The sequence below is a fragment of the Deltaproteobacteria bacterium genome (genome assembly GCA_035063765.1).
Taxonomy (GTDB): domain Bacteria; phylum Myxococcota_A; class UBA9160; order UBA9160; family PR03; genus CAADGG01.
This window is the reverse complement of record JAPSFT010000004.1, coordinates 198,775-223,746: the sequence shown is the minus strand read 5'-3', so window position 1 is coordinate 223,746 and position 24,972 is coordinate 198,775. Positions and strand designations below refer to the sequence as shown.

20 protein-coding genes are annotated in these 24,972 nt (G+C 74.3%); 15 read left to right on the top strand and 5 right to left on the bottom strand.

Going from position 1 to position 24,972, the window contains the following annotated elements; all coding sequences use genetic code 11:
* The first annotated feature begins 6 nt into the window (after nt 1-6).
* The 4 genes from OZ948_03585 to OZ948_03570 all read left to right on the top strand — a co-directional run bounded on the left by OZ948_03585 (nt 7) and on the right by OZ948_03570 (nt 6,339).
* On the top strand, nt 7-705 hold the full coding sequence (locus tag OZ948_03585) for a helix-turn-helix domain containing protein (protein MEB2343803.1): 699 nt from the start codon (nt 7-9) through the stop codon (nt 703-705).
* 24 nt (nt 706-729) lie between these two features.
* A complete protein-coding gene (locus OZ948_03580; protein MEB2343802.1) occupies nt 730-2,679 on the top strand; it encodes a pyrroloquinoline quinone-dependent dehydrogenase in 1,950 nt (649 codons plus the stop codon).
* Nucleotides 2,680-2,911: 232 nt separating this feature from the next.
* On the top strand, nt 2,912-3,874 hold the full coding sequence (locus OZ948_03575; protein MEB2343801.1) for a DmsE family decaheme c-type cytochrome: 963 nt from the start codon (nt 2,912-2,914) through the stop codon (nt 3,872-3,874).
* A complete protein-coding gene (locus tag OZ948_03570; protein ID MEB2343800.1) occupies nt 3,871-6,339 on the top strand; it encodes an MtrB/PioB family outer membrane beta-barrel protein in 2,469 nt (822 codons plus the stop codon). Before OZ948_03575 ends, OZ948_03570 begins: the two co-directional genes overlap by 4 nt.
* Here the strand turns inward: OZ948_03570 and OZ948_03565 are convergent.
* Both OZ948_03565 and OZ948_03560 read right to left on the bottom strand, forming a co-directional pair.
* Nucleotides 6,251-7,012, bottom strand: coding sequence for a hypothetical protein (locus tag OZ948_03565; protein ID MEB2343799.1), 762 nt, complete (start codon nt 7,010-7,012; stop codon nt 6,251-6,253). The two genes, OZ948_03570 and OZ948_03565, sit on opposite strands and share 89 nt — an antisense overlap.
* 269 nt (nt 7,013-7,281) lie before the next feature.
* Nucleotides 7,282-8,367 (bottom strand): phosphotransferase family protein, encoded by a 1,086-nt coding sequence (locus OZ948_03560; GenBank protein ID MEB2343798.1) that lies wholly within the window; start codon nt 8,365-8,367, stop codon nt 7,282-7,284.
* A 69-nt stretch (nt 8,368-8,436) separates the two neighbouring features.
* Here OZ948_03560 and OZ948_03555 point away from each other — a divergent pair, with 69 nt between their 5' ends.
* The 3 genes from OZ948_03555 to OZ948_03545 are packed head-to-tail and all read left to right on the top strand — an operon-like array spanning nt 8,437 to nt 12,197.
* Nucleotides 8,437-9,228, top strand: coding sequence for a glucose 1-dehydrogenase (locus OZ948_03555; protein MEB2343797.1), 792 nt, complete (start codon nt 8,437-8,439; stop codon nt 9,226-9,228).
* Between the two features lie 24 nt (nt 9,229-9,252).
* On the top strand, nt 9,253-10,251 hold the full coding sequence (locus OZ948_03550) for an endonuclease (protein ID MEB2343796.1): 999 nt from the start codon (nt 9,253-9,255) through the stop codon (nt 10,249-10,251).
* An 11-nt stretch (nt 10,252-10,262) separates the two neighbouring features.
* Nucleotides 10,263-12,197: an ATP-dependent DNA helicase gene (locus OZ948_03545; protein ID MEB2343795.1), complete on the top strand. Its 1,935-nt coding sequence runs from the start codon at nt 10,263-10,265 to the stop codon at nt 12,195-12,197.
* Nucleotides 12,198-12,363: 166 nt separating this feature from the next.
* Here OZ948_03545 and OZ948_03540 read toward each other — a convergent pair whose 3' ends face one another.
* Nucleotides 12,364-13,017, bottom strand: a complete 654-nt coding sequence (locus OZ948_03540; GenBank protein MEB2343794.1) for a TetR family transcriptional regulator — start codon at nt 13,015-13,017, stop codon at nt 12,364-12,366.
* A 101-nt stretch (nt 13,018-13,118) separates the two neighbouring features.
* Between OZ948_03540 and OZ948_03535 the strand changes: the two genes are divergently transcribed.
* The 3 genes from OZ948_03535 (at nt 13,119) to OZ948_03525 (ending at nt 15,527) form a co-directional block, all read left to right on the top strand.
* Nucleotides 13,119-14,231 carry an alkane 1-monooxygenase gene (locus tag OZ948_03535; protein MEB2343793.1) on the top strand — a complete coding sequence of 371 codons (1,113 nt, stop codon included), beginning with the start codon at nt 13,119-13,121 and terminating at the stop codon, nt 14,229-14,231.
* Between the two features lie 85 nt (nt 14,232-14,316).
* Nucleotides 14,317-14,661: an MGMT family protein gene (locus tag OZ948_03530; GenBank protein ID MEB2343792.1), complete on the top strand. Its 345-nt coding sequence runs from the start codon at nt 14,317-14,319 to the stop codon at nt 14,659-14,661.
* 32 nt (nt 14,662-14,693) lie between these two features.
* The gene (locus tag OZ948_03525) at nt 14,694-15,527 is read left to right on the top strand and encodes a dienelactone hydrolase family protein (protein ID MEB2343791.1); all 834 of its coding nucleotides are present in this window, start codon (nt 14,694-14,696) and stop codon (nt 15,525-15,527) included.
* Between the two features lie 20 nt (nt 15,528-15,547).
* Here the strand turns inward: OZ948_03525 and OZ948_03520 are convergent, their stop codons facing one another.
* Both OZ948_03520 and OZ948_03515 read right to left on the bottom strand, forming a co-directional pair.
* Nucleotides 15,548-15,907 (bottom strand): energy transducer TonB, encoded by a 360-nt coding sequence (locus tag OZ948_03520; GenBank protein ID MEB2343790.1) that lies wholly within the window; start codon nt 15,905-15,907, stop codon nt 15,548-15,550.
* Nucleotides 15,908-16,334: 427 nt separating this feature from the next.
* Nucleotides 16,335-18,452 (bottom strand): TonB-dependent receptor plug domain-containing protein, encoded by a 2,118-nt coding sequence (locus OZ948_03515; protein ID MEB2343789.1) that lies wholly within the window; start codon nt 18,450-18,452, stop codon nt 16,335-16,337.
* An 81-nt stretch (nt 18,453-18,533) separates the two neighbouring features.
* Between OZ948_03515 and OZ948_03510 the strand changes: the two genes are divergently transcribed.
* The 5 genes from OZ948_03510 to OZ948_03490 all read left to right on the top strand — a co-directional run bounded on the left by OZ948_03510 (nt 18,534) and on the right by OZ948_03490 (nt 24,962).
* Nucleotides 18,534-19,013 (top strand): MarR family transcriptional regulator, encoded by a 480-nt coding sequence (locus OZ948_03510; protein MEB2343788.1) that lies wholly within the window; start codon nt 18,534-18,536, stop codon nt 19,011-19,013.
* A 23-nt stretch (nt 19,014-19,036) separates the two neighbouring features.
* Entirely contained in the window at nt 19,037-19,459 is a 423-nt protein-coding gene (locus OZ948_03505; GenBank protein ID MEB2343787.1) for an EVE domain-containing protein, read from the top strand.
* Nucleotides 19,456-21,051: an alpha-amylase family glycosyl hydrolase gene (locus OZ948_03500; GenBank protein MEB2343786.1), complete on the top strand. Its 1,596-nt coding sequence runs from the start codon at nt 19,456-19,458 to the stop codon at nt 21,049-21,051. Before OZ948_03505 ends, OZ948_03500 begins: the two co-directional genes overlap by 4 nt.
* A gap of 106 nt (nt 21,052-21,157) precedes the next feature.
* Complete coding sequence (locus OZ948_03495) at nt 21,158-22,981, top strand: DNA topoisomerase IV subunit B (protein MEB2343785.1); 1,824 nt, start codon at nt 21,158-21,160, stop codon at nt 22,979-22,981.
* A 1-nt stretch (nt 22,982) separates the two neighbouring features.
* Nucleotides 22,983-24,962 carry a DNA topoisomerase IV subunit A gene (locus OZ948_03490; GenBank protein MEB2343784.1) on the top strand — a complete coding sequence of 660 codons (1,980 nt, stop codon included), beginning with the start codon at nt 22,983-22,985 and terminating at the stop codon, nt 24,960-24,962.
* The last annotated feature ends 10 nt before the right edge of the window (nt 24,963-24,972 follow it).

Genomic DNA, 24,972 nt, shown 5'->3' with positions numbered 1-24,972 from the left:
GCGAGCGTGCCCCGCCTCCGCCCGGCCGACCGCTTCGAGACGCTGCGCCGCGCGGCGCTGCAGGTCTTCGCCCGCCAGGGCCTGCGGCGCGCGCGCATGAGCGACGTGGCCCGCGCGGCGGGCCTCTCGACCGGCGCGCTCTACACCTACTTCGCGAGCAAGGAGGCGCTCTTCGACTGGCTGGTCGTGCACGGCGCCGACCCGGGCCCGATCGCGACGCCGCCCTGCCTGCCCGTGCCGGCGCCCGCCCCCGGCGCCACCGAGAAGCACCTGCGCGAGTCGATCGCGCGCGCGCTCCATCTGCCGGCGCTCGACGCGGCGCTCGCGCGCCGCCGCACGGGGGACGCGCGCGCGGAGCTCGGCGCGATCGTCGACGAGCTCTACGACCGGATCGCGCGCTCGCGGCTGCCCGCGGCGGTGATCGAGCGCTCCGCGCGCGAGCTCCCCGAGCTGTTCACGATCTACTACCTCGAGACCCGGCGCAGCCTCTTCGAGCGCCTCGCGCGCTACCTCGAGCGCCGCGCCCGGGCCGGACGCCTGCGCCGGGTCGCCGAGCCCGCCGTGGCGGCGCGCTGGATCGCCGAGAGCGTCACCTGGTTCGCGCGCCACCGGCACGGCGATGCCGACCCGAGCGGCCTGCCCGATGAGGACGCGCTGCGTACCCAGGTGGTGGCGCTGGTGGTCGCCGGCCTCGTTCCCGACTGACCCTCCCTCCCGAGAGGAGAGCCCATGCCCGTCATCCTCCGCCCGCCCGCGCTCGCGCTGCTCCTCGCCCTGGCCGCCCTCCCCGCCCGCGCCGGCGACTGGCCCGTGTACGGCGGCGACGCCGGCGGCGCGCGCTGGTCGCCCCACGCCGGGATCGACCGCACGAACGTGGCGGATCTCGAGGTCGCGTGGTCGATCCGCACGGGCGACCTCGACGCCGTCCCTCCGCCGCCCGGCCACATGGCCTTCCAGGCGACCCCCATCCTGGTGGACGGCCTGCTCGTGCTGCCGACCCCGCTCGGGCGCGTGCTCGCGCTCGATCCCGAGACGGGGGCCGAGCGCTGGCGCTTCGACCCCGCCACCCGCACCCGCGAGGTCCCCGAGTTCACCTCGCGCGGCGTGGCCGCCTGGCGCGACGGGCAGGCGCCGGCCGGCGCGCCCTGCGCGGGGCGCCTCTTCGCCGCCACCGTCGAGTCGCGCCTGTTCGCGCTCGACGCGGCCACCGGCCGGCGCTGCCCCGGCTTCGGCGACAACGGCGAGGTGTCGCTGAAGGAGGGGGTCGGCGGGATCCAGGACCAGGAGTTCACGATCTCGTCGCCGCCGACGATCGCGGGCGACCTCGTGGTGGTCGGCTCGGCGATCGCGGACAACCGGCGCGTCGACATGCCGCGCGGGATCGTGCGCGCCTACGACGCGCGCAGCGGCGCGCTGCGCTGGGCGTGGGATCCCGTGCCGCGCTCGGCGGCGAGCGGCGCCTGGGCGGAATGGCGCCCCGAGCAGGCCGCCCGCACGGGCGCCGCCAACGCCTGGTCGATCCTCTCCTACGACCCCGCCCGCGAGCTCCTCTTCGTGCCCACCAGCAGCCCGAGCCCCGACTACTACGGCGGCGAGCGCCTGGGCAGCAACCGCTACGCGAACTCGATCGTCGCGCTGCGCGCCCGCACGGGACAGGTCGCCTGGCACTTCCAGACCGTCCACCACGATCTCTGGGACTACGACGTCCCGGCCCAGCCGGTGCTGGCGACGGTGGTCCGCGACGGCGTCGAGCGGCCCGCCGTCGTGCAGGCCACCAAGATGGGACACCTCTTCGTGTTGGATCGCGAGACCGGCGCACCGCTCTTCCCGGTCGAGGAGCGGCCGGTGCCGGCCTCCGACGTGCCCGGCGAGCAGAGCTCGCCGACCCAGCCGATCCCCCTCCTGCCCCCGCCGCTCGCGGCGCAGCGCCTGCGCCCCGAGGACGCCTGGGGCCTCACGCCCTGGGACCGCGGCCGCTGCCGCGAGCAGATCGAGGCGCTGCGCAACGAGGGTCTCTTCACCCCGCCGAGCCTGCGCGGAAGCCTCCAGATCCCGGGCAACGCGGGCGGCAGCAACTGGGGCAGCGTCGCGATCGACCCGGGGCGGCGCCTCGTCGTGCTGAACCAGACCAACCTCGCCTTCGCGGTGCGCCTGATCCCGGCCGCCGAGTTCGCGAGCGCGCGGGCCCGGGGCCGCGGTCCGCTCGGGCTGCGCGAGTTCGCGCCCCAGGCGGGCACGCCCTACGGCCTCGTGCGCGAGCCGATCCAGTCGCCCCTCCTGCTCCCCTGCAACCCGCCGCCCTGGGGCACGCTGGCGGCCGTCTCGCTCGACGACGGCTCGATCCGCTGGCAGGTCCCGCTCGGCTCCTCCCCTGACATCTTCCCGGTGTCGCTCCCGATCCGGCCGGGGCTGCCGAACCTGGGCGGGCCGATCGTGACCGGCGGCGGGCTCGTCTTCGTCTCGGCGTCGATGGACGGCTTCCTCCGCGCCTTCGACGTCGACACCGGCGCCGAGCTGTGGAGCGACCACCTGCCGGCCGGCGGCAACGCGACGCCGATGAGCTACGTCGGGCCCTCGGGCCGCCAGTTCGTCGTGATCGCCGCCGGCGGCCACGGCAAGCTCGGCACGCGCCGCGGCGACCGGGTGGTGGCCTATGCACTGCCCCTCGCGGCCGAGTGACCCGGCAGGCCTCCGCGAGCTCGCACCGCCCGTGAGCGGGGCACGCTCCCCGGAGGGTGCGTCCACGACGGCGATCGCGACGCCGGCTCATGCCCCGCTCGCTCGCCCCGCCCGCCCGGCCGGCCGCCTCGCGCACGGTGCAAGGGAGCGGGACGCGGTCTAGCATCCGGCACCCTCCATCCCTCGAACCTCCTCGACCTCCACCTCCTCGACCTTCGAATGGAGAAGCGGGATGGCTCGCGAAGGGGCTGCAGCGCCGGTTCGGTTCCTGCTGGTCGCAGCGCTCACGATCCTGGCGGTGCCGTGCGCGCCGCGGCCGCTCGCCGCCCAGGATCCGAGCGCCCCGCCGGCGGCGCAGCCCATCGGCACGACCGCGTGCCGCGCCTGTCACGCCCTCGAGACGGACCACTGGACGCCCACGATCCACGGCCGCCTCGCGGCAGCGCCGCGCAGCGAGGCGCAGGCGCGCGGCTGCGAGAGCTGCCACGGTCCGGGGTCGCGGCACCTCGCCGACCCGCGCGACCCGGCAGCCATCGTGTCCTTCACGCGCGGCTCGCGCGCGGCGGTCGAGGCCCAGAACGGGATGTGCCTCGCCTGTCACGAGGGCGGCCCGCGCATCCACTGGCCGGGCTCGATGCACGAGCGCCAGGATCTCGCGTGCAGCGACTGCCACAACCCGATGGCGGAGACCTCCGCGCAGGGGCTGCTCGCGAAGCGCGACGTGAGCGAGACGTGCCTGCGCTGCCATCCACAGCAACGCAGCGAGCTGCGGCGGCGCTCGCACATGCCGGTGCTCGAGGGCAAGCTCGCCTGCAGCGACTGCCACGATCCGCACGGCTCCGCGACCGACCCACTGCTGCGAGCCGACACGGTCGTGGATCTCTGCACGAGCTGTCACGCCGAGAAGCGCGGACCGTTCCTGTGGGAGCACGCGCCCGTCCGCGAGAACTGCCTCGACTGCCACCAGCCGCACGGCTCGAACCACCCGGCGCTGCTGAACGCGGCGCTCCCCTTCATGTGCCAGGCTTGCCACGCCAACACCGGCGGCTTCGGGCACCCGAACGACCTCCTCTCGCGCGCGAACCAGGCCGGCGGACCGGCGCCCGACGCGCGGCTCCTCTCGCGCGGCTGCGTCGGCTGTCACGTCCAGATCCACGGCTCGAACCACCCGTCGGGCGCCCGGCTCGTGCGATGAGCGTGCGATCGGCACGCCTGTGGATCGCGGCGACCCTGCTCGCCGCGGCCAGCGCGGCACCGGCCGCCGCGCAGCCCGCTCCCGCCCGCGGCACGCGGCTCGAGCCCGCCGCGATCGACCCGTCGAGCAAGGTCGATCCCTACGGCATGAGCGCGCTCCTCTCCAAGCGGCGGCGCTCGCCGAGCGGCTGGCTCTACCCCTGGCCCCTCGAGCCGTGGCGCGGCACGGCGCTCGGCGGCGGCTGGCTCGGCAGCGGCTCGGTCGCGATGGGCGCGCTCCTCGAGGGCGGCGAGACCGACGAGGCGCGCTACGGCCGCTACGCGGACTGGCACAACGGGTTCTGGCTGCGCTGGCTCGACGCCCAGCTCGTCGCGCCCCGCGACGGCTGGCTCGCGCGCATCGCCGCCGGCGAGGTCGGCCGCGACGACGCGAGCTACCGCTTCGAGCTCACCCGCCCGGGCCTCGTGCGCCTGCGCGGCTCGTGGTCACGGATCCCCGTCGTCTACGCGGACGACGCGCACGTGCTCTTCGAGGGCGCGGGCGGCAGCAACCTCACGCTCCCCGCCGGCCTCACGCCGGGCGCAACGCCACCCGCCGCGCTCGGGCCGGCCTTCGCACAGGTCGGCGAGACGGAGCTCTCGGTCGAACACGACGAGCGCCGGATCGAGCTCGAGCTGCGCCCGAGCGAGGACTGGAGGCTCTTCGCGCGTTACGGCGAGGACGAGCGCGACGGCGCGAAGCCCTTCGGCGGATCGCTCGGCTATCCGAGCACCCTCGCGTCGCTGGTGGAGACGGTGGAGCCGGTGGACCAGATCACGCGCCGCGCCAGCACGGGTGTCGAGTGGTCCGGCAAGGGCGTGCAGGCGAACGCGCGCTACGAGCTCTCGCTGTTCCGCAATCGCGACGGGGCGCTCGCCTTCGACGTGCCGTTTGCGATCGACCCTAACGTCGCGCGCTCGCGCTTCGCGCTCGCACCCGACAACCTGTGGCAGCAGGCGCGCGGCGAGCTGGCGCTCGCACTGCCGTGGAGCGGCCGCTTCGTCGGCACGGCCTCGTGGAGCCGCGCGCGACAGGACGACGACCTGTTGCCGCCCACGATCAACGGCGGCAGCGTCGGCAGGGGGCCATTCGGAAGTGTCGACCTGGACCTCTGGAGCCAGCCGGGCAGCCGCGCCCGCAGCCACGCGGACGCCGGCATCGACCAGCTCCTGCTCGACGGCTCGCTGCAGCTCTCCCCCTGGCGCCCGCTGCGCCTCTCCGCGCGCCTCCGCTTCCTCGACCACGACGACGACACGGCCTACACCGCGTGGAATCCGCTCGCCGGGCGCATCGGCTACGTCGCCGAGGACGGCGGACTCGAGGCGCAGACCTCGCAGCGCCGCGTCTTCGAGCCCGGCCGGCGGCTGGTCGAGGACTTCCGCTACGCGAGCCTGCCGACCACCTACCGCACGCGGCTCGCGCGCGTCGCGGCCGACTGGCGTGCGCTCGGGCGCACGCGCGTCGACGCCTCGCTCGAGCAGGAGGCGATCCAACGCGAGCACCGCGAGCGTGACGAGACGCGCGAGGCCCGCGCGCGCCTGGCGGTCGTGAGCCGCGACCTGGCGCCGCTCACGCTGCGCCTCTCCGGCGAGTTCGCAAAGCGCACGGGCAGCTCCTACGACTCCTTCTTCCTCGCCGACACCTTCGTCTCGAGCCTGCCCGGCTACCTCGGCAGCGAGGCGCCCTACACGCTCACGGATCTGCGCATGCACGACCTGGCGGCGCGCACGCGGCGGCGCGCCGAGCTGCGCGTCCACTGGCAGGCGCGCGAGGACATGGACGCGGCCTGGACCGCGGGCGTGCGCGACGACGGGTACCCGTCGGACTTCGGGTTGACGAGCGAGCGTGCCCTCGACGCCTCGAGCGAGTGGGGCTGGCAGCCCTCCCCGCGCGCGAGCCTGTCCGCGTGGTACGGCTTCGCCTGGCGCGAGCGGCGCCAGCGCAGCATCGCCGACGCGGCCGCGCCGGGCAGCGCCGGCGGCGCCGGCAGCGCCATGTTCCCGCTCGCGAACGTCTGGCGCCTGGAGAGCAGCGAGCTCTCGCACGCCGCCGGCCTCACCGGGACGATCCAGCTCCATCCGCGCGTGGCGCTCGAGAGCGCCTACACCTTCCTGACCACGGAGACCCGGCTCGACTACGAGCCCGCGTCGGCAGGCGCGCTGGTGCCGGGTGTCACGCTCGCCGAGGCGGGCGATTCCTTCCCGACCCTGCGACTGCGGGAGCACGTCACGAGCGCACAGCTACGCGTCACGATCGCGGCGCATCTCGAGGCCGGCGCCCTCTACCGCTTCGAGCACGCCCGCATCGACGACTTCCACCAGAGCGGGCTCACACCGCTCAGCGACCCGGGCTCGATCTTCCTGGCCGACGTCGACCGCTCGTTCGCCGCGCACCTGTTCGGCGCCTGGCTGCGCGTCGGATTCTGAGCGCGGCGAGCGCGCCGGCAGCGGCTCCTGTCACGGCGGCGGCGCTCGGCTCCGGAACGAGCGTCAGGTTGTCCAGCCCCAACACCCCGGCCGACGGCGGGATCTGGCCCGAGCCGACCGGCTCCGGGCTGTGCGCGACGTGGAGACGCGTCACGTTGGCGAGCGCGAGCGGGATGTCCGGGCAGCCGTCCGCCATCGAGTTGACGAGCTCTTCCGGCGTGATCCCGAAGGAGACGCGGGACCAGCCCGTTCCCGCCTCGACCGGAACCGCTTCCGTCACGACCGCGCAGGCGTCACTGCGCAGGTAGAAGCGGATCGCGAGATCCGAGTCCGAGGGCACCTGGAGGTCCACCTGGAGCTCCGTGGCGCCGGTGTAGTCGCCCGTCCACTGGGCGTCGTTCACGGCTGCGACGCGCGATCCCGGCCCGCTGCCGCCCGAGCCGGTCACCTGGAGCCAGGCGTCGTCCGAGCCCGCCGGGCCGCCCGTCGCCACCTGGCTCGGCGGGTTCGGCGAGGACTGGCCGGCTGCCCAGCCTTGCGTGCCGTCCTCGAAGTCGTCGTTCTGCCCGATCACGACGGCGCGTGCAGCGCCCGCCGCGAGGAACAGGGATGCGGACAGCGCGAGCCACGTCCCGCGCCGCGCCACGAGCGTCACCCCACGAGCTCGCTCCATCGCCTCCACCCTCCCCTGCTCCGCACGCGCCCGGGCCGTGCAGCGCCTCGGACCTTCGCCGAGGGCTCCATCGCACCGCAAGCCCCTGCCCGGCCTACCCGCGTGCCCGTGCGCCGCCAGGATAGGGCTGGAGCGCTGCGGGTCCACGAGGGTGCCGTCACGAGGCAGGCTCGACCCCTCGCCCCGCGCGACCGACGGATCCGGCCGCAGCCCCTCCGTCCGGGCGCCCGGCGCCCCGTGCGCTCTCCGTCGAGCCCCGGGCGGAGCCGTCACCCGCGCAGCTTCGGGTCGGCCGAGCGCGCGGCGATCGCGAGCGCGCGCTCCGCGATCGGGCCGGCCGCGCGCACGACGGCGTCGAAGCCCTCGCCGAGCGTCTTGCCCATCTTCCAGCGCGCGTAGATGCCCTCGCTGATGACCGCGAGCTTGTAGAGCGCGAGCACCTGGTAGAAGTCGACCTGCGCGACGTCGCGGCCGCTCGCGCGCGCGTAGCGCTCGACCAGCCCGGCGCGCGTCGCGAAGCCCGGGGCGGCGGTCACGGCCGGAAGCAGGCGGCCCGCGTCCGGCTCCCCGGGCTCGGCCCAGTAGATCAGGGTGTAGCCGAGGTCCGCGAGCGGATCGCCGAGCGTCGCCATCTCCCAGTCGTAGACCGCGACGACCCGGCCCGGGTCGGCCGGGTCGAGCGCCAGGTTCCCGAGCCGGTAGTCGCCGTGCACGAGGGCCGGAGCCGGCGAGCCGGGCAGCGCGGCGGCGAGCCGGTGCTGGAGCTCCTCGATCGCGGGCAGGGGCCCCGTCCGCGAGCGCTCCCACTGCTGCGCCCAGCGCCGCACCTGGCGCTCCAGGTAGCCCTCGGGCCGCCCGAAGTCGGCGAGCCCGACCGCGCGGAAGTCGACCGCGTGCAGGCGCGCGAGTACGTCGATCAGCGCGTCGCCGATGCGCCGCCGGTCGGGGGCCGTCGCGGCGTAGCCCTCGGGCAGGTGGTCCGCGAGGACGACGCCGCTCCGGTGCTCCATCACGTAGAAGGGCGCGTCGTTGACCGCGGGGTCCGTGCAGAGCGCCAGCGGTCGCGGCACGGGGACGCCGGTGCCGGCGAGCGCCGCCAGCACGCGGTGCTCGCGCGCCATGTCGTGCGCCGTGGGCAGCACGTGGCCGAGCGGAGGCCTGCGCAGCACCCAGCACCCGCCGGCCTCGCTCCCGGCCTCCACCCGGTAGGTCAGGTTCGAGCGCCCGCCGCTGATCAGCGAGAAGCGCAGGGGTCCGTCGGCACCCGGGACGTTCTCGGCGAAGAAGCGCTCGACCGCCTCGCGGCGGATGCCGGCGACCTCGCCGTCGCCCGGGTGTGCGCTCGCCCCGGCCATGCGGAGGGCGAGAGTATCGGCGCGCCCCGCGGCGCGGTAGCCTGCTCCCCCGACGCGCAAGGGACGGCCATGATCCTCGATCGCTTCCACCTGCAGGACCGCGTCGCCCTCGTGACGGGCGCGAGCAAGGGCATCGGCCGCGGCATCGCGCTCGCCTTCGCGGAGGCCGGCGCAGACCTCGTGCTCGCCGCGCGCACGGCCGGGGACCTCGAGCGCGTCGCCGCGGAGGTGCGCGGCCTCGGCCGGCGTGCCCTCGCCGTGCCCTGCGACGTGAACGAGCGCGCGCAGCTCGAGCAGCTCGCCGAGCGCACCTGGCGCGAGCTCGGGCGGATCGACGTGCTCGTGAACAACGCGGGCGGCACGCCGCCGAAGCCGGCGCTGCGCACGAGCGAGAAGATGTTCGAGGCCGCGCTCCACTTCAACGTGACCTCGGCCTTCCTGCTCTCGCGGCTCGTGATCCCGCGCATGCTCGAGCGCGACGGGGGCGCCGTCCTCAACATCTCCTCGGGCCTGTCCTGGATGGTCGACAAGGGCTTCGTGGCCTACGGCACCGCCAAGGCCGCCCTCTCGCACATGACGCGCCTCCTGGCCTTCGAGCTGGCTCCGCGCGTGCGCGTGAACGCGATCGCGGTCGGTGCCATCGAGACCGACGCCCTGCGCCCCTTCCTCGAGGCGGTGCCCGCGGCGCGCGCGAAGCTCGAGGCCGCGACCCCGATGGGCCGCATCGGCCAGCCCGAGGACGTCGCCGCAGCCGCCCTCTACCTGTGCTCGCCGGCCGGCGCCTGGGTGACCGGCAAGATCTTCGAGGTCGACGGCGGCACGGTCGCCTCCAACTGGCCGCTCGAGCTGCCCGCCCCCTGAGATTCCGTCCCACGAGGAGCGTCCATGTCCGCGCTGCGCCTGCTCGTCCCGGGGCTCCTCCTGTGCCTGGCGCCGGGCGCCGCCCCGGCCGGCACCTTCTCGGTCCTCACCTACAACGTGGCCGGGCTGCCGGAGGGCCTCTCCAGCTCCCACCCGGCCACGAACCATCCCCTCATCAGCCCGCGCCTCGATCTCTTCGACCTGGTCGGCGTCCAGGAGGACTTCGCCTACCACGAGCTCCTGGTCGCGGATCTCCACCATCCCTACCAGTCGATCAAGGACACGAACCCGGGCCCCTGGGGCGAGGAGCTCGGCTACGCGTTCGGCGACGGGCTCAACAGCTTCTCGCAGCTCGCCTTCGACGGCTTCACGCGGGTCACCTGGGACGAGTGCTTCGGTCTGGTCAGCAACGCCAGCGACTGCCTCACTCCGAAGGGCTTCTCGTTCCAGCGCCACGAGCTCGCGCCCGGCGTCTTCCTCGACGTCTACAACTGGCACGCCGACGCCGGCGGCGACGAGGAGGACCGCGCGGCGCGGCGCTCGAACACGCGCCAGCTAGCCGGCTTCATCGACGCCCACTCGGCGGGCCACGCGGTCCTGGTGCTCGGCGACACCAACAGCCGCTATACGCGCGACGGCGACGTGCTGCCCGAGCTGCTGGACACCGCCGGGCTCACGGACGTCTGGATCGAGCTCGAGCGCGGCGGCGTGCTGCCGCCCGTCGGTGAAGCGCTCGAGGACTGCGCGGACCCCTCGGACGGGAGCTGCGAGCGCGTCGACAAGATCCTCTATCGCAGCAGCGCCGCGCTCGCGCTCGAGCCGCTCGACCACGAGGTCCTGGCAGCGCTCTTCACCGACGCCGCGGACGAGCCGCTCTCGGACCACGACCCGGTCTACGCGCTGTTCCGCTTCACGGTGGTCCCGGAGCCGGGCTCGGCGGGGCCGGTCGCGGCGCTCGCCGCCCTCCTCGTGTATCGCGGGCTGCGCTCTGGTTTCCACGTGCCTCCCCCGCCGCCGTCCTGACGAGGCGCCCCATGCCGACCGCTCCCGCATCGCCGCCCGGCGCGGCGCTCGAGGCCGCGCTCGCGCGCCTCGGCTACAGCGCCTTCCGCCCGGGCCAGCGCGAGGCGGTCGAGACGCTGCTCGCGGCCGGCCGGCTCCTGCTCGTCGCGCCGACCGGCGGCGGCAAGAGCCTCGTCTACCAGCTCCCGGCCTGTGTGCTGCCCGGGACCACGCTCGTGATCTCGCCCCTGATCGCGCTGATGCACGACCAGGTGGCGGCGCTCGGGGCGCGCGGCGTCGCCGCCACGTATCTCGCCGGCACGCTCGACGCCGCCACGCTGCGCCAGCGCATGCGCGAGGCCGCCCGCGGCGCCTTCGCGCTCGTCTACGCGGCGCCCGAGCGGCTCGCGGCGCCGGGCTTCCGGAGCGTCCTTCGCGACCTCGACTGCCCGCTCGTCGCGGTCGACGAGGCGCACTGCATCAGCGAGTGGGGTCACGACTTCCGGCCCGAGTACCACCAGATCGGCGGCGTGCTGGCCGAGCTCCCGGGCGCGCGCGTGCTCGCCTGCACGGCCACCGCCACTCCGATCGTCCGCGACGAGATCCTCGAGAAGCTCGGGCTGCCCGCCGGCACGCCCCAGCTCGTGCGCGGCTTCGCGCGGCCGAACCTCTCCCTGCGCGCCCTCGAGGTCACGGGCGAGACCGAGCGGCGCCGCGCCGTGGACGCTGCGCTCCGCGAGGCGCTCGGAGGCCCCGGCGGCGCCCGCCCCGGCGCCGCGATCGTCTACGCGCCGACCCGGCGCAGCGCCGAGCAGGAGGGAGCGCGCCTGGCGGCCGCCGGCTGGCGCACCGTGGTGTACCACGCGGGCCGGAGCGCCGGGGAGCGCGAGAGCGCCCAGCGCGCCTTCCTCGACGGCACCGCGCAGGTCGTCGTCGCGACCAACGCCTTCGGCATGGGCATCGACCGCGCCGACGTGCGCGCGGTGCTGCACCTGGCGCCCCCGGCCTCGCTCGAGGCGTACTACCAGGAGGTGGGCCGCGCCGGCCGCGACGGCGACGAGGCGCTCGGCCTGCTCTGCATGGCGCCCGGCGACGTCCCGCTCCGGCGGCGGCTGCTCGAGCTTCCGACGGACGGCCGGCCGCCCGACTCCGAGAGCGTCCGCCACAAGTGGGGCCTGTTCCTCGAGCTCTTGCGCTGGATCGAGGGCGGGAGCTGCCGCCACGACGCGATCCTGCGCTACTTCGGCGACGAGGAGGAGACGCTCGCCGGCTGCGGCCGCTGCGACGTGTGCCGCCAGCTCGCCGCCGCCACCGAAGAGGCCGACCCCGAGGAGACCGCGCTGCTCGTGCGCAAGGCGCTCTCCGCGGTGGCGCGCGTGAGCGGCCGCTTCGGGCTCGGCGCCGCCGTGTCCCTGCTGCGCGGGGTCGAGGATCCCCGCCTCCTGCGCGCGGGCCTCCACGAGACCCGCACCTTCGGGATCCTGCGCGAGCGGAGCGACGCCTGGCTCCTGCGCCTCCTGCGCCGCTGCGTGACGCCCGGCTGGATCGACTTCGCGGGCGACGAGCGCCCGGTCGTGACCCTCACCGCTGAGGGCGCCGCCGTGATGCGCGGCGAGAAGCCCGCCCGCCTGCTGCTCCCGCCTCTGACCCCGCCGCGTGGTGCGACCCGCACCGGCGCCGCGGCGGGGAGCGCGAAGCGGCGCGCCACGGCCATCGACGAGGACGTGCTCGACGACGCCGGTCGCGCGCTCTTCGAAGCGCTGCGCGCCTGGCGCCTCGCCCGCGCGCGCGCCGAGTCCGTGCCGCCCTACGTCGTCGCGAGCGACCGCACGCTCCGCGACCTGGTGCGGCTCCGCCCGCGCGACCGCGCCGCGCTCGAGCAGACCCACGGCATCGGGCCGGCGAAGGCGGAGCGCTACGGGGAGGAGCTGCTGGCCGTGGTCCGGAGCGAGCCGGAGCTTCCGTAGCGCCGGAGCACGTCGTACAGCGAGCCGTCGAGGTCGATCCCGGTCGCGCCCGTCAATCTGCCTCCGGCGTCGACCTGCCAGGTCACGGCCCCCGCACTGCCTGCGAAGGCGACGAGGATCCCGACACCGGCGGCCCCGCCGGGCTGTGTCGGGGTCCGGAACCGAGCTAGGAAGGGGCGAGCAGCGCGAGCACCGCGTCGCGCGCGGCGGGTGCGTCCACGGGCGCGCCGGCGTCGATCGTCGCGAGGTAGCCGAGCGCGATCGCGACGAGCAGCGAGCCGATCGCCGCCGGAGGCACGTCGCTGCGCACCGCCCCGCCCCGCTGGCCGGCGGCGGCGGTGCGCGCGACGCGCTCGGCCGCCTGGCCGAGCAGCGCGACGAAGCGCGCGCGCAGCGCCGGCGCGCGCGCGCAGGCCTCGAGGATGCGGTGGAGCGGGACGCCGGCGGCGCCCGGGGCGCCCGCGCGGCCGGTGCGCTCGCGGAGCTGGAGCAGGCCGATCGTGGCGTCGGCGTAGCGGCGCACGGTGCGCTCGAGGTCGCGCGGCTCCGTGCCGGACGGAACGATCGCGTCGAGGAAGGCCCCGAAGGCGCGGTCCATCACCGCCACCACCAGCTCGTCGCGGTCCCGGAAGTGGACGTAGAACGCGCCGCGCGTGAAGCCCGCGCGTGCGCAGATCGCGTCGAGGCTCGGCGCGTCGAGCCCGTGGGCCGCGAACTCGGCGAGCGCAGCCTGGACCAGCGCCTCGCGGGTCTCGGCCTTGGCCCGGTCGCGGGCGGAGCGCGGCGGGGCGGGGCGGCGGCGGGCGGGGGCGTGCTTCATGGGTATTGACATACCAGCTCGTATGTGGAAAATCCAGTGACATACGGCTCCGTATGTGGAGCATTCGAGCCGGCCGCCTGCGGGGTCGGCGGAGGATCCGCGTGGCCGCTTCCACTCCCGAGCTTCCCGCGCCGGCCGTCCCCGAGCACGCGAGCTCGCTCGAGACCCTGCGCATCTGGTGCCTCCACCTGCTCTGCTTCGTCGTGCCGGTGGCGACCTTCGCCTATCTGCTCACCTCGCCGCACGCCTGGTGGGGCGCCCTCCCCTGGCTCGCCGTGATCGCCGGCTCGGTGCTCGCCGACCTCTACAGCCCGGGCGAGCGGCGCCAGCCGGCAAGGCAGCTCGCGCGCTGGCCCTTCGACGCCGTCCTCTACGTGCTGGTTGCGCTCCAGGTCACGAACGTCGCGCTCGCGGTGTGGAACGTGGGGACGCACGGCTTCTGGCGCATCGACACGCTCGTGACCTGGGCGCTCGTGAGCGTGAGCTCTGGCTACTCCGGCATCGTCGTGGGCCACGAGCTGATCCACCGGCGCGAGCGGCACATGACCCGGCTCGGCCGCGTGCTGCTCGGGATCGTGCTCTACGACCACTTCTCGGTCGAGCACGTGCGCGGCCACCACGCGCGGGTGGGCACGCCCGAGGACTCCGCCACGGCGCGCTTCGGGGAGACCTATCACCAGTTCTTCCGGCGCACCGTGCCGGGCCAGCTCCGGAGCGCCTGGCGGCTCGAGGCCCACCGCCTCGGCGACGCCGACATGCCGCTCCTCGACCGCCGCCAGCTCCACAACCGCGTCCTGCACGGGCTCGTCGTCGAGTGGGCGGTCGCGTTCGCGATCGCCGCGCTGCTCGGCTGGGGCGCCTTCGCCTTCTACCTGCTCCAGGCCTTCGGCGCGATCCGGCTGCTCGAAGCCGTCAACTACTTCGAGCACTGGGGTCTCGTGCGCCAGGGCCGCAAGCCGAGCCCGGTCGACTCCTGGGACACCGACTCGTGGTTCACCCTCTACACCCTGGTCGGCCTCTCGCGCCACGCCGACCACCACGCCTACGCGACCCGCCCCTTCCAGCAGCTCCGCCACTGGGAGGAGAGCCCGAAGCTTCCGAGCGGCTACTTCGGGACGATCACGATGGTGTTCGTCCGGAACGAGCGCCTGCGGAAGCTCCTGAGCCGCGAGCTGGAGCGCCGGAAGCTCGGGCCCTTTGCCGAGGCTTCGTGAGGAATCACTCGAGGTCCTCGCCAGAGGCCGTCCCGACCCTCGCGACCTGCACACCGCGCGCGCACCCGCGATATGCTCCCGCGCCGTGCTGGCCACGCGCTCTGCGAACCCGGGTGACACCGGCACCCATGCGCGGATCCGCGCCGTCGTGCGCCGGATCCCGCGCGGCCGCGTGGCCACCTACGGGCAGGTGGCGCAGCTCGCCGGGCTCGGCGCGCAGCCGCGGCTGGTCGGCTACGCGCTGGCGGCGCTCCCCGAGGACACGCCACTGCCCTGGCACCGGGTCGTGAACGCGCAGGGCCGGGTGAGCCCGCGCGCGCAGGCGGGTGCGAGCGCCCTCCAGCGCGTGCTCCTCGAGCGCGAGCGCGTGCGCTTCGACGCAGCCGGGCGGATCGATCTCGCTCGCCATCGCTGGCGACCGCGCGCGTGATCGCGCCGGCCCGGCCAGCCGCGGGAGGCTCCATGGCAGCCGGCGCGACGCTCGAGGGATTCACGACCTCCTCCTTCACGCACGGGGGCCGGCGCTACCCGGTGTACCGGCGGGGCCACGGGCCGGGGGTCGTGATCGTCCACGAGATCCCGGGCCTGCACCCGGCCGTGGCGGCGTTCGGGCGCCGGGTCGCCGACGCGGGCTTCACGGCCGTCCTGCCCGAGCTCTTCGGCACCCTGAACCGCGACTTCTCGGCGGGCTACATCGCGGGCTCGATGCTGCGCGCCTGCATCTCGCGCGAGTTCCACGTGCTCGCGCGCAACGCCTCGAGCCCGGTCACCAACTGGCTGCGCGCGCTCTGCCGGGAGGTGCACGCGGAGTGCGGCGGGCCGGGCGTCGGGGCGCTCGGCATGTGCCTCACCGGGAACTTCGCGCTCGCGCTGATGGTGGACGAGGCCGTGCTCGCGCCCGTGCTGAGCCAGCCCTCGCTGCCCTTCGGGGTGAGCCGCTCGCATCGCGCCGCGCTCCATCTCTCGCCCGAGGACCTGGCGGTCGTGAAGCGGCGCGCCGGGGAGGGCTGCGGCGTGCTCGGGCTGCGCTTCACGCACGACGCGCTCTGCCCGGCTGCGCGCTTCGAGACGCTGCGCCGCGAGCTCGGCCCGGGCTTCGAGGCGATCGAGATCGACTCCGGCCCGGGCAACCCGCACGCGATCCCGCGCACCGCCCACTCGGTGCTGACCAAGGACCTGGTGGACCGCGAGGGCCATCCGACCCGCGCTGCCCTCGATCGCACCCTCGCCTTCTTCGCCGAGCGGCTGCGGCCGGCCGCCGGGCGCCCCTCTCACGAACCCGCTCCCGGCGGCTGACGAGATGGGCTCCAGCCTCGCTACTCGAGCTCGAAGGAGACCTCCACCGTCACGGTCGACGCGACGGCGCGATCGGCGAGGCGGGCTGCGCGGAACGGGGTGCGCGCGACCGCGCGGCGCGCCGAGGCGTCGAAGGCCTCGCCGCCGCTGTGCGCGACCGTGACGGCCCCCACCTTCCCGGTGGCGTCGACCTCCACGAGCAGCGTCACCCGCCCCTCGCGGCCCAGCATGCGCTCGCGCGCCGGGTACTCGGGGCGGCGGATCCCGCCGAGCGCGACGGCCGCGCGGTCGACCTCGCCTTCGCCGTACACGCGGCCACCGGCCGTGCTCGCGGCGAGCGCGGCTGCCGTGCCCGCCGCGGCGGCCTCCGGCGCGGGCACGGACGGGGTGCCGGACGAGGGACCGGGTACGGCGGGCGGCTCCGGCGGAGCGGGCGCTGGCGCCGCCCCTGCGGGCGGGCGCGGCGCCCGGGCGGGCCGGCGGGTGCGCGGCGGCGGCGGCGCAGGGACGGAGCGCGATCGCGTGACAGGGTGCGGTGTCGGTTGGGCTGCAGGTGGCGGAGGAGCCGGCACGGGCGGGGCCGCTGCCGCGGGCGCTGCCGCGACGGCGGCCGCGGGCGCGGGGCCCTCGGCGGCGGCGAGCAGCGTCACGAAGACCGGCGGCTCGCGCTCCGCCGCCCGCAGCCACGAGCCCGTCGTCCAGGCGAGCGCCCCCAGCGCCAGCGCGTGGACCAGCAGCGAGGCCGCGAGGCTCCCTCCGAAGCGCCGCCGGGAGCGCCGCGCACCGGCAGCACCCCACGGCGGCGACTCACCAGGGGAGGAACCAGGTGATCCCGGCCCGGACGTTGCGCGGATTGCCCGGGACGAAGTGGAAGTCTTCCGTCGGCGCTGCATCGAAATCCGGCAGGTAGGACTCGAAGTAGAAGTCGGCGCTCCGCCACTGGGTGTCGAAGAGGTTCTCGAGCAGGACGAAGGCCTCGAGCGGGCCCCGACGGTACCGCAGGCCCAGGTCGAAGACCGCGTAGTCCGAGAGCAGCACCGAGCGCTCGCTCTCGAGCCCGTAGCGCTCGCCGAGCGCCCGGAAGGCGAGCTCGCCGGAGAGGCCCGAGGCGTGCGTGGCGCGCACCCGCGCCTTCGCGACCAGGCGCGGCGCCTGCGCGACGGGGTCGCCGTCCTCGATCCCGGCGTCCGGGTCGTCCTCCTCCCAGGTGGCCGACGAGTAGGCGACCGCCACCTCCCCCTCGAGCCACTCCCAGGGCTGCGCACGCGCGGCGAGCTCGATGCCGCGGCGGTGGGTCTTCCCGCGCGGCTCGGTGGTGCCCTCGTCGCCCACGAAGACGAACTCGCTCTCGAGGTCGAGCCACCAGCCCGCGATCGAGAGCTCCGCCCACTCCGTCACCGGGATCTTCCAGCCCACCTCCCAGCCCATCGCCGTCGGGAGCGTCTCCTCGTCGGGGTTCGCGACGACGTTGCGGGCGTCGTTCGAGTGGTAGCCGATCCCCCAGTTGAGGAAGAGCTGTGCGTCGCGCAGCGCCGCGGTCTCGCTCGGCAGGGGCCCTTCGCTCGCGAAGGGCAGCAGGATCAGGTTCGCCTTCGGCAGCGCGACCCCGTCGTACTCGCTGCCCTCCGCGCGCGCGTCTGCGAGCGGGTCCTCGGGGTCGGCGGTGCACTCGGCGCAGCGGTTCTCGACGTCGAAGCGGAACCCCTCGAGCCGCAGGCCCCCGACGAAGCGCGCCCACGGCGCCAGCAGCGTCTCGGTCGAGCCGAAGAGGGCGAGCGAGCTCACGGTGACGTCGTCGTCGCTCAGGTGCTCGAGGCGCTGGCGCTCCTCCTGCCGGCGGAGCTGCACGCGGGTGAGGTCGCTGCGCGTGTCGAGGCCGCCCGAGAGGACGGTCGGGAAGCGCCCGTCGAGCTGGTGGCGGTAGACGAGCGAGCCGCCGGTGTAGACGCGGTCGTCGCTCTGGAGGATCCCGTCGCCGGTGTCGGGGTGGCTCAGGAAGAAGGTGAAGTTCGAGTAGAGGTCGAGGGCGTAGTGGGCGGCCCAGGCGCTGGCTTCGAGCCGCCGGCCAGGCGCCGGCTCGTGGACGAGCCGCACGAGGCCCATCTGGCGGTTCGAGTCCCCGCCCTCGGTCGGGTCGATCGCGTCCCAGCGGTCGAAGCCCGGGCCGCGCACCCGACGCAGCGGGATCTGGCCCGAGCTGTTCCAGCGCCCGTCGTAGAAGGCGGCCCAGCCCTCGAGGCGGGTCTCCTCGTCGAAGCGCCAGCCGGCCCGCGCGAGGCCCTTGTACTGGAGGAGGTCCTCGGCGTCCTGGAAGGGGCCGTCGGTGGCGTCGAACTCGCCGGCCAAAAGCAGCGTGCCGGGCTCGTCGCCACCGGAGAAGAGGCCCTCGCGCGGCGACCACAGGCCCACCGTGCGCGCGCTCTGCCACTGCCCGCCCTCCACCTTCAGGAAGGGCTCGGGCGCTCGCTCGAAGAGCTTCAGGTTGGCGGCCCCGGCCGTCGCGAAGTCGCCGAACTCCGTCGAGTAGGGCCCCATCGAGACCTCGATGCGCTCGATCGCCTCCGGGATGAAGAAGGTCAGGTCCGCGTAGCCCTGGCCGTGGGCATGGCTGCGGAAGTTGAGGGGCAGCGAGTCGAGGAAGAAGGCGAAGTCCGTCCCGTGATCGGCGTCGAAGCCGCGCACCAGGTACTGGTTGGCCTTGCCGCCGCCGGCGTGCTGCGCGGTGAGGAGCGGCGGCACCTGCTCGAGGACCTGGTCGGGCCGATCGAGGCGCCGCAGCGAGAAGTCGCCCCCCTCCACGACGTAGCTCGAGCCCGAGCTCACCGGACGCCGCTCGCGCACCGTCACGCTGTAGGTCTGGGCCTGCGCGGCGCCGGCGGCCAGCGCCACGAGCACCGTGAGCAGAGCGGTGATTCCACGCGGCATCCGGACCCTCCTGGCGGGCCGGCAGCATACCCGAGATCGCCAGGCTGTCTCCATCCATATAGTTAGCTATCTAATGACTTCATGGCCCTCCTCTTGCCGCCGGAGCTGCACACGCGCGACGGGGAAGCGCTCGACGCCGCCCTCCGCCTGCTCGACGTGGCCGACGAGCTCGTGCGCACCCTCGAGATCCACGCGCAGGGCCGCTTCGGCCTCTCGCGCGGCCGGCTCGGCGTGCTGCTCGCCCTCGATCGCGCGGGCACCGAGGGCATCCGCGCCGCCGACCTCGCCGAGCAGCTCCGCGTGAGCCGCCCCACGGTCACGATGCTGCTCCGCGGCCTCACCGCGGAGGGCCTGGTCGCCCGCCGTCCCGACCCGCACGACCGGCGCGCGCGGCGGGTCGTCCTCTCCCGGAGCGGGCAGGCGCGGGTCCGGGCGATCGCCCCGACCCACGCCCGCCGGCTCGTGGCGCTGCTGCGCGCCCTCGACGAGGACGAGCGGAGCCAGCTCCTCGCGCTCCTCGAGAAGCTGCGCGGCGGCCTCCACGCGCTGCGCAGCCCCTGATAGCATCGGGCGCCGGAGGAGCGATGGCGCGCGCGTACTGGCTCGTGAAGTCGGAGCCCTCGACCTACGCGTGGCAGGACCTCCTCGACGAGGGCCGCACGGTCTGGGACGGCGTGCGCAACCCGAGCGCGCGCCAGCACCTCGGGGCGATGGGCGCGCGCGACCTCGTCCTCTTCTACCACTCCGGTGCCGGCAAGGAGGTGGTCGGGATCGCGCGGGTCGCGCGCACCGCGTACCCGGATCCGGCGGACGGCGCCTGGCTCGCCGTGGACCTCGAGCCCGTCGCGCCGCTCGTGCGGCCGGTGACGCTCGCCGCGATCAAGGCGGACGCGGGGTTCAGGGGCTTCGCGCTGGTCCGGATGCCGCGCCTCTCCGTCCTGCCGGTCTCGCCCGCGCACTTCGAACGCATCCTCGCCCTCGCCGGCACGAAGGCGCCGCGCCGATGAGCGGGGAGCGCCTCTGGTGGCGCGACGGCGTCGTCTACCAGATCTACCCGCGCTCCTACCAGGACGCGAACGGCGACGGCGTCGGCGACCTCGAGGGCATCCGGCGCCGGCTCGACCACCTGGCCTGGCTCGGCGTCGACGCGCTCTGGCTCTCGCCCTTCCAGCCCTCGCCGATGGCGGACTTCGGCTACGACGTCGCCGACTACTGCGGCGTCGACCCCCTCTTCGGCACCCTCGCCGACTTCGACCGGCTGCTCGCCGACGCCCACGCGCGCGGGATCCGCGTGACGGTCGACTGGGTGCCGAACCACAGCTCCGACCAGCACCCCTGGTTCCGCGAGTCGCGTGCGGCGCGCGACAGCGCGAAGCGCGACTGGTACGTCTGGCGCGACGGCCGGGGGGGCCAGGCGCCCAACAACTGGTGCTCGATCTTCGGGGGCCCGGCCTGGCAGCACGACCCCGCCACCGGCCAGTGGTACCTGCACTCCTTCCTGCGCGAGCAGCCGGACCTGAACTGGCGGAGCCCGGAGCTCGTGCGCGCGATGCACGAGGTGCTGCGCTTCTGGCTCGAGCGCGGCGCCGACGGCTTCCGGATCGACGTGATCCACCGCATCGCGAAGGACCCCGCGCTGCGCGACAACCCGCCGAACCCGGCAGGCGGCTCGGGCTACGGCGGCCAGCTCCACGTCCACGACGAGAACCACCCCGACGTCCACTCGATGCTGCGCGGGATCCGCGCCGTGCTCGACCGGTACGGCGAGCGCATGATGGTGGGCGAGGTCTACCTCTTCGACCCCGCCGAGGTCGCGAAGTACTACGGGAAGGGCGACGAGCTCCACCTGGCCTTCAACTTCTCCTTCCTGCGCTGCCCGTGGGACGCCGCGGCGTTCCGCGCCGAGGTCGAGCGCTTCGAGGCGCTCTGCCCGCCCGAGGGCTGGCCCACCTGGGTGCTCTCGAACCACGACGTCCCGCGCCACGCCTCGCGCTACGACCACCCGACGTTCGGCGACGCCCGGGCGCGGCTCGCCGCGATGATGCTGCTCACCCTGCGCGGCACGCCCTACCTCTACGCGGGCGAGGAGATCGGGATGCGCAACGTCGCGGTGCCGGAGGACCGCCTCCAGGACCCGCTCGCGCGCACGCTCCACCCCTCCCTCTCGCGCGACGGCGAGCGCACGCCGATGCGCTGGGACGCGCGCGAGCCCGGCTGCGGCTTCACGAGCGCGGCGGAGGCGTGGCTCCCGCTCGGCCCGCAGCCGCCCGGCACCGACGTCGCCGCCCAGCGCGCCGACCGCAAATCGCTGCTCTGGCTCTACCGCGACCTCCTCGCCCTGCGCCGCGCGCACCCTGCCCTGCAGCGCGGGCGCTTCCGCGCGCTCGACGCGCCGGCGGGTGTCTTCGCATACGAGCGCGAGCACGAGGGCGAGCGTGCCGTCGTCGCGCTGAACTTCGGCGAGCGGCCCGCCCAGGTGAGGCTCGGCGCGGGCCGCGTGGCCCGCGGGCTCTCGACCCGCCCCGGACGCGCGCTCCCGGAGTCCTCGCGAGCGATCGCACTCGACCCCGTGGAGGGGTGGGTCCTCGCGCTCGCGTGACGCCAGCGTGCGCCGCGCCAGCCGGTGCGCCCCTGCGCAGCGCGGCTGCAAGCCGCGGGGTTGACGCCCCGCCCCTCCCTCTTCAAGCTGTTCCGCCGGGGGGAGCATGCCGCGCGCGCGCAAGGCATACGACGAGTCGTCCATCCAGACGCTGGACGCCCTGGCCCACATCCGGCTGCGCAGCGGGATGTACATCGGGCGCCTGGGCGACGGGTCCCATCCGCAGGACGGGATCTACGTGATGCTGAAGGAGGTCGTCGACAACGCGGTCGACGAGTTCATCATGGGCGCCGGCAAGCGGATCGAGCTGCGCCGCGACGGCGACGCGATCGAGGTGCGCGACTACGGGCGCGGGATCCCGCTCGGGAAGCTCCTCGACTGCGTCTCCCGGATCAACACCGGCGGCAAGTACAACGACGACGTCTTCCAGTTCTCGGTGGGCCTCAACGGTGTCGGCACCAAGGCCGTGAACGCGCTCTCGAGCCGTTTCGAGGTCCAGAGCTGGCGCGAGGGGAAGACGCGCCGCGCGATCTTCGAGCGCGGCAAGCTGCGCGACGACGAGACCGGCAAGGCCGGCGCGGAGCGCGACGGCACCTGGGTGCGCTTCACGCCGGACCCGGAGCTCTTCGGGCGCTTCGCCTGGAACGAGGAGTTCGTCACGCAGCGCCTGCGCTACTACGCCTTCCTGAACGCCGGCCTCACCCTCGAGTACGGCGGCGAGCGGTTCCACTCCGCGGGCGGCGTCGCCGATCTCCTGGCCCACGAGATGGGCACCGAGGAGGCGCTCTACCCGATCGTCCACCACGCCGCCGACCGGCTCGAGTTCGCCTTCACCCACACCCACGCCTACGGCGAGAGCTACTGGAGCTTCGTCAACGGCCAGCACACCCACGACGGCGGCACCCACCAGAGCGCCTTCCGCGAGGGGCTCCTGAAGGCGGTGAACGAGTTCGCGGGCAAGTCCTTCGCCGGCGAGGACGTGCGCGACGGGCTCGTCGGCGCCGTCGCGATCAAGCTCCAGGACCCCGTCTTCGAGGCGCAGACCAAGACCAAGCTGGGCTCCATCGAGGTCCGGAGCTGGATCGTGCCGGCCGTGAAGGAGCGCGTGGTGCGCTGGCTCCACGAGCACCGCGACGACGCCGAGCGGCTCCTCGAGAAGGTGCGCCAGAACGAACGCGTGCGGAAGGAGCTCTCGGCGATCAAGAAGGACGCCCGCGAGCGCGCGCGCAAGGTGGCGATCCGGATCCCCAAGCTCACCGACTGCCGGGCCCACTACGACGACCCGAAGGCCCGCAAGCGCGAGGAGACCACGATCTTCCTGACCGAGGGCGACTCGGCGGGCGGCGTCATGATCCAGACCCGCGACGTCGAGACCCAGGCGGTCTTCTCGCTGCGCGGCAAGCCGCTCAACTGCCACGGCCTCTCGCGCGACGCGATCTACAAGAACGAGGAGCTCTACAACCTGATGCGCGCCCTCGGCATCGAGGACGGCATCGAGGGGCTGCGCTACGCGCGCGTCGTGATCGCCACCGACGCCGACGTCGACGGCATGCACATCCGCAACCTGCTGCTCACCTACTTCCTGCGCTACTTCGAGGAGCTGGTGCTGAAGGGGCACCTCTACATCCTCGAGACGCCGCTGTTCCGGGTCCGCAACCGCAAGGAGACCCGCTACTGCTTCAGCGACGCCGAGCGCGAGCGCGCCGAGCAGGAGCTGCGCGGCCCCGAGATCACGCGCTTCAAGGGCCTCGGCGAGATCAGCCCGAAGGAGTTCGGGCAGTTCATCGGGCCCCGGATGCGGCTTGCGCCGGTGGCCGTGCACGGGATCGGCGAGATCGGCCGCTGCCTCGACTTCTTCATGGGCAAGAACACGCCCGAGCGCAAGGCCTTCATCGTCGAGAACCTGGCGTCCGCGGTCGAGGTGCTCTGAGGTGTCCGGCCTCGACGCGCTGATGCGCCGCAACTTCATCGACTACGCGAGCTACGCGATCCTCGACCGCGCGATCCCGGACCTGCGTGACGGGCTCAAGCCCGTGCAGCGGCGCATCCTGCACACGCTCTTCGAGATGCACGACGGCCGCTACCACAAGGTGGCCAACGTGATCGGCGAGACGATGAAGCTCCACCCCCACGGCGACGCCTCGATCGGCGACGCGCTCGTGGTGCTGGCCAACAAGGGCCTCTTCATCGACCGCCAGGGAAACTTCGGGAACCTGCTAACCGGCCACCCGGCTGCCGCCGCGCGCTACATCGAGTGCCGGCTCACCGCGCTCGCGCTCGAGACGCTCTTCAACGAAGCGCTCACCGAGTTCGTGCCGAGCTACGACGGCCGCAGCCGCGAGCCGGTCTTCCTGCCGGCCAAGCTGCCGCTCGTGCTGATGCTCGGCGCCGACGGGATCGCGGTGGGCATGGCGACCCGGATCCTGCCCCACAACCCGATCGAGCTCCTGCAGGCCCAGATCGACCTGCTCGAGGGGCGCCGGATCACCCTGCACCCCGATTTCCCGCAGGGCGGCCTCGCCGACGTCTCCGAGTACGACGACGGGCGCGGCAAGGTGACGGTGCGTGCGCGCCTCGACGCGCGCGACGAGAAGCGCATCGTGATCCGCGAGATCCCCTTCGGCACCACCACCGAGAGCGTGATCGCCTCGATCGAGGCCGCGATCGGGCGCGGGCGCGTGCAGATCGCCTCGATCCACGACTACACGACCGACCGGGTCGAGATCGAGCTCCAGCTCCCGCGCGGCGCCTACGCCGAGGAGGTGATCCCGCAGCTCTACGCCTACACCGACTGCCAGGTCTCCGTCTCGTCGAACATCGTCGTGATCGACGGGCGCACGCCGGTCGAGAGGAGCGCGAGCGAGGTCTTGAAGGCGCTCACGGAGCAGCTCCGCGAGCGGATCCGGGCCGAGCTCGAGTGGGAGCAGGGCCAGCTCGCCGACCGCCGGCACTGGCTCACCCTCGAGCGCATCTTCATCGAGAAGCGCGTCTACCGCGGGCTCGAGGACGCCAGCACCGAGGAGGCGGTGCGCGAGCGGGTCGTCACCGGCATGAAGAAGCACGCCCGGCTCTTCGTGCGCCCGATGGACGACGACGACCTGAAGCGCCTGCTCGAGCTGCGCATCCGCCGCATCTCGGCCTACGACCTCGAGCGCAGCAAGGCCGAGGAGGCAGAGATCGAGGAGCGCCTGGCCGCCACCGCGAAGAAGCTGAAGCACCTGACCCGCACCACGGTGCAGTGGCTCCAGGGCCTGATCGACCGCTACGCCGACGAGTACCCGCGCCGGACCCGGATCGGCTCCTTCCAGGAGGTCGACAAGAAGGCGGTGGCGCGCGCCACCTTGAAGCTCTCCTACGACCCGGAGAGCGGCTTCTTCGGGAGCGCGGTGAAGGGCGAGGGCTTCCCGCTCCAGGTCACCGAGTACGACCTCGTGCTCGGGATCGCCGACGACGGGAGCTTCCGGGTCATGGCCGCGCCCGAGAAGCAGCTCTTCACGGGCAAGCTGCTCCACTGCGACGTCTTCGACCCCGAGCAGGGCGCCGAGTTCACGGTCGTCTACCGCGACGCCAAGCGGATCCCCTTCGCCAAGCGCATCCGCATCGAGCGCTTCATCCGCAACAAGGAGTACGCGCTGATCAAGGACAAGGCGGGCAAGGTGGATCTCCTGATCCCGGGGAAGGCCAGCGGTCAGGCCTGGCTCAGGTTCGTGCCCGCCAAGCGCCAGCGTGTCAAGGAGGCGACCTTCGACCTCGGCCAGCTCGAGCCGACGGGCGTGACGGCGCGCGGCGTGCGCCTCGCGGCCAAGCCCGTCTCCCAGGTGAAGTGGCTGCGCGAGGAGCCGAAGCCGGCGAAGACAGGCAAGCCGCGCAGGACGACCGGCGCGAAGGGGGAGCAGACGGCCTTGTTCTGAACGCGGTCGC